Genomic DNA, 14,209 nt, shown 5'->3' with positions numbered 1-14,209 from the left:
CAGACCCCCGCCGCCTAACCTTTACTCAGCCAGTCCAACTTTCGGGGGCCAGTTCAGAATCAGATTCCCTCAGGGTTCCCCTCACGTACTTCAAGACCTGGCCACAGACCGCGCGTTGCTCCGCAAAGGAAAGCGCTAGCGGGCCTTCGTCAGGTAAACCGCCCCGTGGATGTGTTTCCCGAGCGTGTTCGCGGGCGGTTCGGCTGCCTGGTACCCGGCCCGCCGGTACATCGTCAGGTTCCGCTCGCTGCCCGACCCGGTGTAGAGGACCAGGCTGGTCGCCTCGGGCGGGGCCTGCTGCTCGGCGTAGCCCAGCAGCCACCGGCCGACGCCCTGTCCGGCGAGATCGGGCGCGACCATCAGGCGGCCGATCTCCCAGCGGTCCTCCTCGAGATGGGCACGCACGGCGGCGACGAGCCGCCCGCCGATCCGGACGGTCCACACGCGAGTGGACGCGATCCAGCCGCGCACGGTGTCGAGGTCCTCGTGCAGCGCGGGCACGTCGAAGGTGTCGTTGACGATCGCCTGCGGCACCCAGCAGCATCGTTGCAGCACGAGGAGTTCGGCGGCGTCGGCGGCTTGGGCTTCGGACAGTTGGGCATCGGCGAGCGGCAAAGCGGCGAAATCGGTCACGTCTCTTGATCTTGCGCGCCGCCGCGAGCCCTGTCCAGCGAATATCGGTCCTCGTGAGTGGCGATGCCGGTTCTCACCGGGTTTGCCACTCACGACGGCCAGGGCGGCCCAGGTATCGCCCGCCGCAACGCTGGCGCCACCTCAGCCTGGAAAAGCTCCAACGCCGCGCGGTGCTCCCGCGGCGTCCGGCCGTCGCGGTCGGCGGACAGATGTGTCACGCCGTGGCCGAATTGTTCGTGGTATCTCAACACCTTGTCGGTGACCTGGGCCGGGCTGCCGATCAGCGCGGAGCTGCGCTCGGCGAAGTCCTCCAGCGTCGGGAAAACCACCTCCTGGCCGAGCTTGCGCTGGAGCGCCAGCCGGGACTCGAAGATCGGCCGGTACGCCTCCAGCGCGTCCTGCGACCGGCTCGCCAGATGGAACCCGGCCGTGCCCGCGCCGACCACCGCCTGAACGGGATCGCGGCCATGGAAGGTCCAGCGTTCCCGGTAGTGCCGGATCAGCTCGGCGTACGGTTCGATCGGGTTGGTGACGTTCGCGGAGAACAGCGGATCCCCGTGTTTCGCCGCCAGCTCGACGGATTCGCGGCTGGTCGCGCTGCCGTGCCAGATCCGGATCGGCTGTTGCAGCGGTCGCGGCCACACCTCCGCGGCGGTGAGCGGCGGCCGGAACCGCCCGGACCACGTCACGCGGTCCGCCTCCCACAGCTTGCGGAACAGCTCGTAGCCCTCGGCGTTGCGGTCCCACTGGTCCTCGGGCGTGACGTCGAAGAGCTCGCGTTGCGCGGAGCCGTTGCCCTTGCCGATGATGAGCTCGAGCCGTCCGCCGGAAAGGTTGTCCAGCATCGAGTAGGCCTCGAACGCGCGCACCGGGTCGAGCAGGCTGAGCGTCGTGACCGCGGTGAACAGCCGGATCCGGCGGGTCCGCGCGGCGATGTGGCTGAGCACCACCGGCGGGGACGACGACAGGAACGGCCGCTCGTGCCGTTCGCCGACGCCGTAGCCGTCGAAGCCCAGTTCCTCGGCGAGCTCGGCGTTTTCGACGACCTCGCGCAGCCGGGCCTCAGGCGCGGCCAGTTCCCCGGTGACCGGGTCGGGGGTGTGCGTGATCAGGGTGATCAGCAGGAACCTCACGGCAGCTCCAGGTGTTCGCGCAGGGTCGTGCCGGTGTACTCGGTGCGGTAGACGCCGCGGTCCTGCAGTTCCGGCACGAGCCGGTCGACCACCTCGTCGATCGATCCGGGCACGAGGTGCGGGCTGAGGTTGAAGCCGTCGACCACGCGGTCGGCCGCGTAACGGGCCCATTCGTCGGCGACCTGCGCGGGCGTTCCGACGAACGAGTGGTGCCGCGGTTCGACCTCCAGCACCAGCTGGTGGATCGACAGGTTCTTCGCTTCGGCGAGTTCGCGCCACTGCTGGATGCGCTCGAGTTTCCCGGTGCGGTGCTCGATCGAGATCGTGCCGCGCGAGGGGTCCAGTTCGCCCTCGGCCGGTTCGATGTCCGGCAGCGGCCCGTGCGGATCGAACGCCGACAGGTCCTGGCCCCAATACTGTTCGAGGAACGCGATGGCGCGCTGCGGGTTGATCTGGCGGCGGCGGATTTCCTCCGCGCGTTCAGCGGCGTCGGTCGGCGTGTCGCCGAGGACGACTGACGCACCAGGCAGAATGCGCACCGCGTCAGCGGGCCTGCCGTGGCGCGCCAATCGGTCCCGCAGGTCTGCCGCGTAAGCCGCCGCTTTGTCGTAGGCGGTGTTCGCGGAGAAGACGACGTCGGCGTGGCGCGCGGCCAATTCCCGGCCGCCGGGGAATCGCCCGCCTGGAACAAAACCGGACGACCTTGGGGGCTGGGCGGGACTGTCGGTTCGGCGCGCAGCCGCACCAGGTCGGTGTCCGCCTCGGCCGGTCCGGTCCACAAGGCTTTCGTCGCCTCGACGAACTGGGTCGCGCGTTCGTAGCGGCGTTCGTGCGCCAGCCAGCCGCCGCGGCGGAAGTTGGCCCCGGTCCAGGCGTTGTCGGTGGTGACGATGTTCCACCCGGCCCGTCCGCCGGAGACGTAGTCGAGCGAGGCGAGACGGCGGGCGAGGTCGGCGGGGTAGTTGTAGGTGGTGTTCTGCGTGGCGACCAGCCCGATCCTCGCCGTGGCCCCGGCGAGTGCGCTGAGCTGGGTGATCGCGTCCGGGCGACCGGCGACGTCGAGCGCGTGCACGCGGCCGCGATTCTCCCGGACCCGCAAGCCTTCGCCGAGGAAGAACGCGTCGAACAGCCCGCGCTCCAGGGTGCGGGCCACCGACACGTACGTCTCGATCTCGGTGTGGTCCGCGTTCGACGGGTCGTCCCACAGGTACTGCGGTCCAACGCCGGTGTAGAAGACCCCGAGGTGCAGCTGCGCGGTCATGCGATTCCCTTCGACGACACGGCGAATCGGTTCTCGGGACGCGGGAGGCCCAGCGTCGTGCGGAGTGTCGCGCCCGGTTCCGGTGGGGTGAGCAGGCCTCGCCGGTGCAGTTCCGGGAGTACTTCCTGGCTCAGGACGGGCAGGTCCTCCGGCGCGGGATGCAGGCGCACGCCGTCGAGATCGAGCTGCTCCAGCAACGTGACCAGACCGGCGGGGGAGCCGGTGTAGCGGGTGCGGCCGTTCGGTGACGGCTCGGTGGCGGCGAAGCGGACCTCCAGCTCGCCGAAGACCAGGGGAGCGGTCCGGTCACGGTGGCGGAGGTCGTCGGTGAGCACGATGTCCGGCTGGACGACGTCGGCGAACTCCTCGGCGGCCAGCACGACGAGGCTGCCCTGCGGCGGTCGCGGGGTGATCAGCGGGCCTTTGACGGAGAACGTTTCCCCCTCGAAGTCCACGTGGTGGACCTTGTCCGGGTCCAGATAGCGGCCGGTGGCGAGATCCTTGATGACCGCGTCGTCCTCCCACGAGTCCCACAGCCGCCGGACGGTTTCGACGACGTCGGCCACCTCCTGGCGGAGGTCGTCCGGGTGCGCGCGGCCGATCGTCGCGAGTGCCTCGGGCGTGGCGGCGGTGCCGACGATCCAGGCGGCGCGGCCGTGCGTGGCGTGGTCGAGGCTCGCCAGCTGGGCGGCCAGGTGGAACGGCTCGGCGGTCAGCACGTGCGACGTCGGGGCGAGCCCGATCCGGGACGTCAAGGTCGCGGAATAGGCCGCGCCGACGGTGGCCTCGACCCGGAATCCGCCCGCGGGCGGGACGGGTGCGTCGTCGAAGGTGACGAACGCGAACCCGGCCCGCTCGGCGTCGGCGACGACGTCCGCCAGTGCGTGCGGATCGGCTCCTGGACGCGCTCCGGCGCTGTCGAGTTCGACGGCGAGGTGCAGGGTTTTCGGTGAACTCATGCGGGCACGGCCCCCTCGATTCGGTTGTGCCAGAGGTAGCCGGAATCCGGGGCGCGGCGCACTGCCGCTCAGGATGTGGGCGGCTGGCCGGTGTTGTTCCGCCGGTGTCCACAAAGGAGGTTTCTCAGCTGGTGGACGGGGCGGACTGGCGCGGCCGACCCGCCTACAGTCCTGCGGTCATGAGTCCCGATTCGAAGCCGCGAGGCACCGCGCGGATCAGCGCCGACTGGGCCGCGGTACTGGTCGCGGCCGTCCTGGTGGCGCTGGCCGCGTTCGGCGTGCTGCCGACGATCCCGTTCCTCGTCAAATGACGGCCGCGCTGGAAGGCCGCCGCACAGTGCCCGCGGTCGTGCGATATCTGCCGGGGCTGCTGTTGCTGGCAGCGGTCGGCGTGGTCGGAACGCTGGCGCAGAACGGGGTGCGCAGCCTCGGCCACGCGACCGGGACCGCGCTGCCGGACATCGAATACGTGCTGTGGGCGATCGTCCTCGGACTGGTCATCCGCAACACGATCGGCATCCCCGCGCTGTTCCGGCCCGGGGTCGGGACCTACGAGTTCTGGCTGAAGACCGGCATCGTCCTGCTCGGCGCTCGCTTCGTGCTGGGCGATCTGGCCAAGCTCGGCGGGTTCAGCCTGGGGCTCATCCTGGTCGACATGGCCGTGGCGACGACAGTGATCCTGTTGGTGGGCAAAGCTTTCGGCCTCGGCGGGAAGCTGTCCTCGCTGCTGGCGATCGGTACGTCGATCTGTGGTGTGTCGGCCATCATCGCCGGGCGCGGTTCGATCGACGCTGACGACGAGGACTCCGGTTACGCCATCGCGGCGATTCTCGCGCTGGGTGCGGTCGCGCTGTTCACCTTCCCGGCGATCGGGCACGCGCTGAACCTGACTGACACCGAATTCGGCCTGTGGGCCGGACTCGCGGTGGACAACACTGCTGAGACGACCGCGACCGGCGCGGCGTATTCGCCGCGCGCGCAGGACATCGCGGTGGCAGTGAAGAGCACGCGGAACGCGTTGATCGGTCTCGTGGTGCTCGGGTATGCGGCGTACTGGTCGACTCGCGGTGGCAAGGCTGTCGCGGGTGGGGTGAAGGGCCGTGCGGGGTTTGTGTGGCGCACCTTCCCGAAGTTCGTGCTGGGCTTCATCGCGGTGTCCGCGCTGGCGACCGCGCACGTCTTCACCAAGGCGGAGGTCGCCAATCTCGGGAATCTCTCGAAGTGGGCGTTCCTGCTGTGCTTCGCCGGGGTCGGGCTGAACTTCGACCTGCGCCAGATGGCCCGCAGCGGGCTGCGGCCGTAGTCGGAATCCCGTTGGCAGGCAACGCGGACGGGCTCAGCGGCAGATCCAGCTGCGCCGGAGTGTCCCCGTCCACCACCTGCGTCACGTTCTCCGGCACGACGGACGTCGCCTGCCCGAGCAGCGCCGGGCTCAACCCGTAGACCTGCCCGACCGCGCCGACCGGCGTCTGGTTGTGCTGGCCGGTCGTGCCGACGTGGCCGCCGGAGTTGCCGTGCGTGACGTTGTCGCCGTAGGCGTTCGCGACTCCGCCCCACACCGCCGAGTCGCCGAAGACCTGCGCCACCTCCGAGGTCGGCGCGTCCTGCACGACGCCGGACGTGCCGGTGCCGGAGCTGGTGATGTCGCCGCCCGAGGTGTTGCGGGTGTGATTCACCGCGCTGCCGTCGACCATCCCGATCCAGGCCGCCGAGTCGCCGAAGGCCTGGGCGATCGGCAATGCCTCGGCCGAGACGACGTCCCCGGCCAGTTGGCCGCGGTCGCCCGCGGTGTGGGTGTCGCCGCCCGCGGTGGAGGTGACGTTGTTCGTCGCGTCGCCGGTCACTCGGCCGATCCACGCCGGAGCGACCCCGAAGACGCCCGCGGTGCCTGCCGACGGCGCGTTGACGACGTTGCCCGCGAGGGTCCCGCCGGTGCCGTCGGCGAGGTTCTTGCCGCCTGCGCGGGAATTAGTGGTGTTGTCGGACACGCCCTGTCCGTAGCCGCCCCACGCCGCTCCGTCTCCGTCGACCTGGGTGACCTGCGAAATCGGGGCCTGCGCGATGTTCCCGGCGACCGTGCCGAGCGCGCCGGTGCCGTGGTAGTCGCCGCCTGCCTTCGAATCGGTGTGGTTGCTCGCTTCGCCGACGCCCCGGCCGATCCACGCGGCCCCGACGCCGAAGACCTGGGTCGGCGCGGAAAGCGGGGCGGCGATGACGTTCGAGGACAGCTTTCCGTTGTCGTCGTTGGTGTTTCCGTCGCCGCCCGCGGTGACCTTCTTGTGCTCATCGGCGACTCCGACGCCCTGGCCGATCCACGATCCGCCGACGCCGAACACCTCGGCGGGCAGCGCGGCCGGAGCGGTGACGATGTTGCCGGACGCCTCGGAGTTGTTGCCCTGGGTACCGTCGTAGCCGCCGGCCTGGACGTTCTTGGTGTTGGTCGCCTGGCCGTAGCTGGTGCCGATCCACGAGGCGCCGGAGCCGAAGACGTCCGGGCTGGCCGCGACCGGCTCCGAAACGAGGTTGCCGGACGCCTTTCCGCCGTTGCCGTTCGTGTAGGTGCCGCTGCCCGACTTCACGTCGGACGTGTTGTCGTGTCCGGCGTAGGACTCCAGGCCCCAGTTCCCGGCGACGCCGAACACCTCGGCCGGGACCGCCAGCGGCGCGTCGGCGATGTTGCCCGAACCGGTGCCGTCCTTCGCGGACGTGGACGAGAACCCGCCGGACGTGACGGTCGATTTCGAGCTGGACGCCGACTTCGGCGCGTGCGCCGGCGACACCGGTTGCGGGCTCGGGATCGGGACCGGCCAGAGCGGCGACCCGTCCGGACGGGTGGGCTGACCGGTCGGCGCCGGCGCGGCGGGGTTGATTCCGCCGGTGAGCGGGTTGCCGGTCGGGAACGGGTAGCCGGGCAGCGGAACCGGGTCCGCCAGCGGGCCGCCGTGCACGCCGCCGGTGCTGGACTTGCCCGCCCACGCGGCGGCGACGCTGGCGACGTTCGCGATGCCCGCGCCTTGGGGCTGGACGATGTTGCCGGAGCCGGTCCCGCGGTCGCCGTTGGTCTGGACGTAGGACGGGATGTGGTTGATCCCTTCCTTGGTGCCGCCCGCGGTCACCGTGTCGGTGGTGTTCGAGGAGTCTGCTGTGGACACTCCGCCCCAGGTCGGGGCGTTTCCGTTGAATTCCAGGGGGAACGCTAGCGGTGCCGCGCCGACGTTGCCCGCGAGCGTGCCGTCTTTCCCGGCGCTGGAGATCGGGCCGCCGGAGGCGGTGGTGTTGTGCGCCTGGGAGTCGGTTGTCTGGGCCGAACCTCCCCAGGACGCCGCGTTGCCGGTGACCTGCAGCGGCGTCGCCCACTGCCCGGCAAGGACGTTGCCGGAACCGGTGCCGCCGCGGCCGTCGGTGGTGTCGCTCCCGGTCGTCGAGGTGGTCTGCTCGGCGCGGCCGCCCTTCGTGCGCGCGGCACCGGCCCAGGAGATGGCGTTGTTCGCGAATTGCACCGGGACCGCCCAGCGTGCGTCGACCACGTTTCCGCCCAGCGGGGTGCCCGCGCCGCTGGTGGTGATGTCGTGGTTGTCTTGGTAGGTCTGGTGGTGGTTCGAGCCGTCGACCTCGGCGGGTCCGCCCGCCGCGAAGGCGTTTCCGGCGATTTGGACGGGGACCGCCAGATCGGCGTTGGCGCGGTTGCCGCGCAGGGGATCGCTCGGGGGAGCGGCTTTGCTCGGCGCGGCCTTGGTCACCGTCTTTTGCGTTGGTTTGGCGGCTGCCGGGGTTGCCGGTTTCGCCGCACTGCCCGTCTTCGGCTTCAAGGCCTGCTGGAGCGGATTGGTGAGCGTCTTGGTGGACACCTCACCCTGGTACCCGGGCAGTTTCGTTTGCCCGACGGGGGTGCCGAGGACGTTGTCGCCGATGTCGATCGGCACGGTGACCCCGGCGTCGATCGGATTGGCCGGAGCGTCCGGACTGTCGGCGGCCGAGGCGACCCCGGTGCCGAGGACGAACAAGCCGCCCGAGACGAGTGCCGTTTGCATGCTGCGCTTGACCCAAATGTGCATGACGAATCCCTTTGTTCTCAGTGATGGCTGGATATTTCGGGCACGACTTCAGCGCCCGCGAGGAATCGGGTTCAGTGCTGTGGGAGTGACGAAGAACGAGGGCGCGCTAGTCCGGGTCGTACCCGGGCCGGGCGTTGGTGCTTGCCGGGCAGGACGTGTCGCCTGGCCGGGCCGGAATCGCGACCGGCGTCGGTTCGGACAGCCGTGCTGGTGCCTGCAATCCACCCTGCGCCGAACCGCTCTGCCAGAGGAATACGCCGGGCGCGGTCGGAATCGCGGGTGCGCGCTTGGTCTTCGGCGCGAGATTGAAGTGTACGGGTGCGGATGTCCGGTGGATCGTGTGTCGAGCAGTCGCCTTGACCGGAGCAGTCGCTTGCGGAGCAGTATTCGTCGCGTGCACCTGCCGCTTAACGGAGGTCGACGGTGCTGTGGCCTTTACCGCTGCGCGAGCCGTCGATTTCGCCGGACGTTCGGCGATAGCTGGCCCCTTCGGCTGGACGACGGGTTGAGGGTGCCGCGCAACGACCGGCGCTGGTTTCCGCGGCACAGTCCGCGTCAGCTGGGAGACGGTTTTCTCCACTGTGCCAACGATGTCCTTGCCGACCGCTGCGACATCCGAGCGCTGCGCACTGTCCACAATGTTCCGGACGCCGGTGTCCTTGAGCAGGGAATGAATGTCCGGAGTCGGCGGAATCTGCTCCGCTGAGGCGGAAGCGGTCGAAATCAGCCAGCTCAGAACCAGTCCGCCCGCGAGCGCCGCTGCCGTCGCCAGGACACGCACGACCCAGCAAGCCGCCTGGCTCGCGTGGATTCCGGCCGTGCTGCCATACCTCATGACGAGGCCTCCTGGAAACGGTGCGTACGTTCGCGATCAGCGATTAATCACCGGCGAAACGGTGCGTTGTTCCCAGTCTGGCAAACAGTGCCAACGAGCACTAGATCATGATTTCCCTACTCCCCGTTCGAGTGAATGACAGACGGTGATCCTGGTCGCTGAACCCGGGTGCGGGCGCGCTGGTGGATGCCGCATTCCGGAGGGTGAGCCGAGTAAGATCCACGGCTCCCCTTGCTGGGGGAGGTTACTCTGTGCGAACTGCGAAACCGCCGCGTTTTTCCGTCCCGCGCAGCACGATTTCGCGCACTACGGTCAGTAGAATGGGAGACCGTTCGGCGAAGGGAATTCCGGATGGCTCATTCGGTCCGGTGGTCGAAAATCTACTCAGAAGACGACTTCGGCCGCCATTCGGCAGAAACCCGTACTAACAGTAGAACTGACGGCGACTGCGCCACCGCCGGAACCCGGGCGGTGGCGCAGTCGATTGGTCAGCGAGCCTCGCGGGTCGCCGTGTCGAGCGCGGCCAGCAGGATCCCGGCGGCCGTGCGCACGACGTCCGCGGTGACGTTGAGCGGCGGCAGCAACCGCACGACGCTGTCGCCGCGTCCGCCCAGTTCGAGGATGAGCCCGCGGCGCAACGCATGGTTCTGCACGGCCAGCGCGAGTTCCGACGCGGGCGCGCCGGTGCGCGGGTCGGTCAGCTCGATGCCCCACATCAGCCCGGTGCCGCGCACGTCGGTCACCCACGGGTGGCTCGCCAGCGGGGACAGCAGTTCTTCGAACTGGTATCCGCGTTCGACGACGTTGTCCAGCACGCTGTCGCGGTTGACGACCTCGATCGCCCTGGCGCCCGCGGCGAAAGCGAGCTGATTGCCGCGGAACGTGCCGGTGTGCGTGCGCGGGGCCCAGTTGTCGAGGCGCTCGTCGTAGATGATCAGCGAGACCGGCGAGCCGATTCCGCTGAGCGCCTTGGACGCGACGATCACGTCGGGTTCGATGCCGTAGCGCTCGAAGGCGAACCAGGTCCCGGTCCGGCCGCAGCCGGTCTGCAGTTCGTCGACGATCAGCGGGATGCCCAGCTCCCGGGTCAGCTCGCGCACCCGGTGCACGAAATCCGCCCGCGCCGGGACCACGCCGCCCTCGCCCTGCACCAGTTCGAGCACCACCGCCGCCGGCAACGGGAGTCCGCCGTCGGGGTCGTGCAGCGATCGTTCGAGCTGGTCCGGGCAGTCCGCGGCGCAGGCGGCCGGATCGTGCCCGGCCGGGCAGCGGGGGCACGAGGAGTACGGCACGTACTGCGTTCCGGTCAGGGGGTTCGCGACCGAACGCTGCTGGCCGGCCAGCCCGGTCAGACCGAGCGCGGCGTGTGCGCTGCCGTGGAACCGGCCCTGGAACGACACGACGCCGCCGCGTCCGGTCGCGGTTTTGCAGAGCTTGAGCGCGGCTTCGACCGAGTTGGTCCCGGCGGGGCCGCAGAAGTGCAGTTTCATCCGCGAGCGCAGCGCCTCGGGCAGCATCGCGAGCTGGGCCTCGGAGAACTCGTCCTTGACCGGGGTCGCGAAGTCGAGCGCGTGGGTCAGCTTGCTCAGCTGCGCGGTCATGGCCGCGACCAGTTCGGGATGGTTGTGCCCGAGGGAGAGCACGCCCGCCCCGGCGAGGAAATCGATGAAGACGTTGCCGTCGGCGTCGCGCACGAAACTGCCCGAGCCCTCGGTGATCGCGATCGGCAGCCGCCGCGGGCCGCCGCGGGGGACCGGCTCGCGGCGGTCCTGCCGGGCGAGGTACTCGGCCGAACGCGGGCCGGGCAGATCGCAGTAGACGGCGGGGCCGGTGAGCGGCGCGGGATGGTCGAGGATGGTCATCTGGCCTGTTCTCCCCTGGCAGTGGTGGTGGCGCGGCCGGGCCCGCCTCGGTGCGCGGCGGCCCGCCCGGGGTCCCTGCCTCCACAATGGACAAAGACATTCGGGGCGAACCGTTCCCGCCCGGCGCTCGCGGGGAGCCGCCGGGGGAAGTCCTCCTCGATTGACCGGAGCGGCCGTTCTCTCGAATGCTGCGGTATTGCGGTGCCTTCCTCGGGACAGATCTCCTCGGTGCCGGCCCGCCGATGCGTGCCGCCGACGTCGCGCGGCGCGTCCGGCGTCGAGTTCGTCATGCACTCCTCCTCTTTTTCGCAGGGATTCGCGGACCGCCGAAAAACGGCCGGCGAGGAAGGAAACGGTTTTTCGCGGGCAGACCGAGGGAGGGCCGCGCTGGGCGCAGCCCTCCCTCGGTTGACCTCACTGGAATACCGCGGGGCACAGCGTAGCGCAGCCGGTTCCGCCGCACCGGCGCCTCGGCCGCGGGCGCGCCGGGCCCGGCTGCGGAAAGAAAAGAATCGGCCGATATTAGGCAAGGCAATGCGCCAGGAGAGTGAAGGCGGCGATTTCGCGGAGTTCGCCGCGCTGGGCTGAACGACTGAAGCGGCAACGGTGTTCGCGGTTCCGCGAAACGGAGCGTGAATATTCACGCTTCGTTTCCGGCATGTGAATCGGGCGCGGAAGACCGCATGGCGGGATGTTTTCGGGACGGTTGCCGAAGGCGTTCGGGGATATGTCGGATGGGAGAAATATCGAAGTCGCCGGGCCGTTTCTGACGTTTTCGCCGCCGGGTCCGGTTGCGGGTGCGGTTTTCCGCCGGAGGGCGGGCGGCGGGCTGCGTTTTCGGCGGCGGGTCCGGCGAGGCGGCGTCCGGGGTGGTCCAGACCAAGGCAGTGGTCTGGACCGCTGGTCCACCGGCTCGGGCCGGGGGCGGACGGGCGGAAGGCGGGGTGCGTCCGGGGGAGCGGGCCTGGTCCGGCGGGACGCGTGGCGGTCGGACCAGGTGCCGTAGTGCGGAGTGAACGAGGGTGACGAACCCGCGTTTATCTCGAACGTAACGATCCGATCGACTGGAAGTGACTCACAGTTGAGGTGGTGTGAAATTTGCCGACTTGACCGCTCTGGGTCAGCTTGCGCGGCGGATTTGGGCCAGAATCATTGCTGTTGAGCTGTGATTGATTAACCAAGTAGGGTGACTGGGGTGTGACGCACTGTCGCCTGACTGCTACACGCCGAGGCGATCTGTGGCCGATCCCACTGCCTCTGTACACCCGCTGTTTCCGTTTCGTAATCTTCTCGAGCTTTTGCGGTGACCTGCGATCTACCCCGAGGATCAGCGACCCGAAGCCGCCGCGAACCGTCGCTGCTCGCTGCCTGACCCAGGCACGAGGACGGTTGTGCGGTGTGACAGCGAAGGAGCCCACCTACCGTGGGACGGCACAGCAAACCCAGCAAGACGAAGACAGTCCTCCAGCGCACCGGCGCGACCGCGGCTCTCGCGGGCGCCACCCTCGGCGGCATCGGCCTCGCCGGGGCGGGCACGGCCAACGCCTTCCCGGGGCAGGCCGGCATCGTCAAGTGCGAGAGCAGCGGCAACCCGACCGCGGTCAACAACACCGCCGCGGGCCAGCGCGCGGGCCGCCCCGCCGGCCTGTTCCAGATCGTCACGAAGACCTGGCTCGCGAACGGCGGCGGCCAGTACGCCCCGACGGCCGACAAGGCCACGCCCGCGCAGCAGCAGATCGTCGCGGACCGGATCTACGCGAAGCAGGGTTCCGCCCCGTGGCAGTGCCGCGGCGGCTCGGGCCCGGCGGGCTACGCGAACTTCGGCGGCGACACCTCCGGCGGCTCCGCCGAGGTCGAGGCTGTCGCGGCGAAGCCGAAGGTCGAGGTCAAGGCCGAGACGAAGGTCAAGTCCGCGCCGAAGCACGCCGCGCCGACCTCGAACCCGGACGGCAGCTACACCGTGGCCGCCGGCGACACCCTCTCCGGAATCGCGAAGAACCTCAACGTGGACGGCGGCTGGCAGCACCTGCAGCAGCTGAACCAGAAGTTCATCCCGGACGCCAACCTGATCATGGTCGGCCAGAAGATCGTCACGAAGTAACCCCGCCGAGGCCCCGGCCGGGCCCGCGACGCTTTCCCCCGGGCGGCGCGACCCCGGCCGGAGGCCGCCGGTGCACGCGCGCGCGAAAAGTGCGCTCGGGCACCGCCGCGCGCCCCGGCGGCCGGCGTGCGGAGCGGACGGGCCTGCTTTGTGGGAACACGGGCCCGTCTGCGCCGCACGCCTTGCCGCGAGGGCGGAGGACGCTGGCGCGGTTTGTCGCGCATGAGCGTGGACAGGGCTGCGCTGCGCACCTTGCCGTGCGAGCGGGATGCGCTGGCGTCAGCTGTTTCGCGGGAGTGCGGGCGGTTTTGCGCCGCATGCCTTGCCGCGTAGGCAGGAAGCGTGGGTGCGGTCTGTTTCGCGGGAGTGCAGGCAAGCTTGTGCTGCACGCCTTGCCCCCAGGGCAGAGAACGCCAGCCCTTGCCGCGGGCTTGCCATAGCGCGTAGCCGGAGATCTCGAACGCGCGACAGCCACGGCGGTTCGCGGGCCGTCCAGCCGGTGCTTTCCGCGAGTAGAGTCGGAAACGCGCTTAGGCGAGGGAACGCGGCGAAGTCTGTTCACCGCCGTCGTTGTGGTCGGCCGCGTTCGAATGGAGGCTGTTCGATGGTGCACCGCGAAAGAATCCCGTGGCAGCACGGCGCGGGCGCGGTAATCGGGCAGCGATGAATCCGACGTCGCCTCGCCGTCGGCGCAATCTGTGGCGACTGGCCGGAGTATCCGCCGGTGCGCTGGCCCTCGCCGAGACGGTCAGGTTGCTGGCGCTGTGGCGGCAGACCAGAACGTATCCGCGATACTGGGCCGCCCGCGCCGCAGAACCACTGGCTCCCAACGCCTTGCGAGTGGTCGCGTTCGGCGATTCAGCCGCGATGGGCATCGGCGCGCGACGGCCGGAGGAAAGCCTGGTCGCCCGGATCGCGGCATATCTCAGCGAGCGCACGGGACGACCGGTGCACCTGACAAACCTCTCGACCGGCGGCGGCCGTGTCGCGACCGTCCTGGAACACCTGCATCTGGCCGACGCCGACGCGGTGATTGTCGTAGCGGGTTCCGCGGACGCCATCGCCCGCGTGCCGCTCGGCCAATTCCGGGCGGACGTGCGCGAACTGGTCGAGCGGGTTCCAGCGGACCGGACGATTCTGTCCGACGTGCCATTGCGGCCGGGAAGCAAGCCGTATCAAAAAGCACTCGCCGAGGTCGCGGACGAGGCGAAGGTCGCGCACGCGGATTTCGCCCGCGCATTCCGCACCGCCCGCCGGTTCGACGTCTTCGCGGCCGACTTCACACACGTGAACTCGCGCGGTTACCAGATCTGGTTCACGGCTTTCCGTCCGCACCTCGACGCGCTGATCGCTCGGCTTTCCCGGTGACG

At 69.7% G+C, this 14,209-nt stretch carries 10 protein-coding genes and 1 pseudogene; 4 read left to right on the top strand and 7 right to left on the bottom strand.

Features of this window, described 5'->3' with window-relative positions:
- Positions 1–135 precede the first annotated feature (135 nt).
- The 4 genes and pseudogenes from ACFORO_RS44970 to ACFORO_RS44955 form a co-directional block, all read right to left on the bottom strand.
- Complete coding sequence (locus ACFORO_RS44970) at positions 136–633, bottom strand: GNAT family N-acetyltransferase (protein ID WP_377873297.1); 498 nt, start codon at positions 631–633, stop codon at positions 136–138.
- A gap of 89 nt (positions 634–722) precedes the next feature.
- Positions 723–1,766: an LLM class flavin-dependent oxidoreductase gene (locus ACFORO_RS44965; RefSeq protein WP_377873298.1), complete on the bottom strand. Its 1,044-nt coding sequence runs from the start codon at positions 1,764–1,766 to the stop codon at positions 723–725.
- Positions 1,763–3,027 (bottom strand): annotated as a pseudogene (locus ACFORO_RS44960) (LLM class flavin-dependent oxidoreductase). The gene ACFORO_RS44965 and the pseudogene ACFORO_RS44960 overlap by 4 nt, the downstream one beginning before the upstream one ends.
- Complete coding sequence (locus ACFORO_RS44955) at positions 3,024–3,986, bottom strand: LLM class flavin-dependent oxidoreductase (RefSeq protein ID WP_377873300.1); 963 nt, start codon at positions 3,984–3,986, stop codon at positions 3,024–3,026. The pseudogene ACFORO_RS44960 and the gene ACFORO_RS44955 overlap by 4 nt, the downstream one beginning before the upstream one ends.
- A gap of 179 nt (positions 3,987–4,165) precedes the next feature.
- Between ACFORO_RS44955 and ACFORO_RS44950 the strand changes: the two genes are divergently transcribed.
- Both ACFORO_RS44950 and ACFORO_RS44945 read left to right on the top strand, forming a co-directional pair.
- Positions 4,166–4,297: a hypothetical protein gene (locus tag ACFORO_RS44950; RefSeq protein ID WP_377873301.1), complete on the top strand. Its 132-nt coding sequence runs from the start codon at positions 4,166–4,168 to the stop codon at positions 4,295–4,297.
- Positions 4,294–5,289: a YeiH family protein gene (locus tag ACFORO_RS44945; protein WP_377873302.1), complete on the top strand. Its 996-nt coding sequence runs from the start codon at positions 4,294–4,296 to the stop codon at positions 5,287–5,289. Before ACFORO_RS44950 ends, ACFORO_RS44945 begins: the two co-directional genes overlap by 4 nt.
- A 2,858-nt stretch (positions 5,290–8,147) precedes the next feature.
- Here ACFORO_RS44945 and ACFORO_RS44940 read toward each other — a convergent pair.
- The 3 genes from ACFORO_RS44940 to ACFORO_RS44930 form a co-directional block, all read right to left on the bottom strand.
- Positions 8,148–8,876: a hypothetical protein gene (locus ACFORO_RS44940; RefSeq protein ID WP_377873303.1), complete on the bottom strand. Its 729-nt coding sequence runs from the start codon at positions 8,874–8,876 to the stop codon at positions 8,148–8,150.
- A 488-nt stretch (positions 8,877–9,364) separates the two neighbouring features.
- Positions 9,365–10,738: an aspartate aminotransferase family protein gene (locus ACFORO_RS44935; RefSeq protein WP_377873304.1), complete on the bottom strand. Its 1,374-nt coding sequence runs from the start codon at positions 10,736–10,738 to the stop codon at positions 9,365–9,367.
- Positions 10,735–11,028: a hypothetical protein gene (locus tag ACFORO_RS44930; protein ID WP_377873305.1), complete on the bottom strand. Its 294-nt coding sequence runs from the start codon at positions 11,026–11,028 to the stop codon at positions 10,735–10,737. Before ACFORO_RS44930 ends, ACFORO_RS44935 begins: the two co-directional genes overlap by 4 nt.
- A gap of 1,133 nt (positions 11,029–12,161) precedes the next feature.
- Here ACFORO_RS44930 and ACFORO_RS44925 point away from each other — a divergent pair.
- Together ACFORO_RS44925 and ACFORO_RS44920 are read left to right on the top strand one after the other, a co-directional pair.
- Positions 12,162–12,839: a LysM peptidoglycan-binding domain-containing protein gene (locus ACFORO_RS44925; RefSeq protein WP_377873306.1), complete on the top strand. Its 678-nt coding sequence runs from the start codon at positions 12,162–12,164 to the stop codon at positions 12,837–12,839.
- 663 nt (positions 12,840–13,502) lie between these two features.
- Complete coding sequence (locus tag ACFORO_RS44920; RefSeq protein ID WP_377873307.1) at positions 13,503–14,207, top strand: SGNH/GDSL hydrolase family protein; 705 nt, start codon at positions 13,503–13,505, stop codon at positions 14,205–14,207.
- Positions 14,208–14,209: the final 2 nt, after the last annotated feature.

Origin of the sequence: Amycolatopsis halotolerans (assembly GCF_042647905.1) — a bacterium.
GTDB lineage: Bacteria > Actinomycetota > Actinomycetes > Mycobacteriales > Pseudonocardiaceae > Amycolatopsis > Amycolatopsis halotolerans.
Note: the sequence above shows the minus strand (reverse complement) of the source record. Positions and strands in the feature narration are given on the sequence as shown.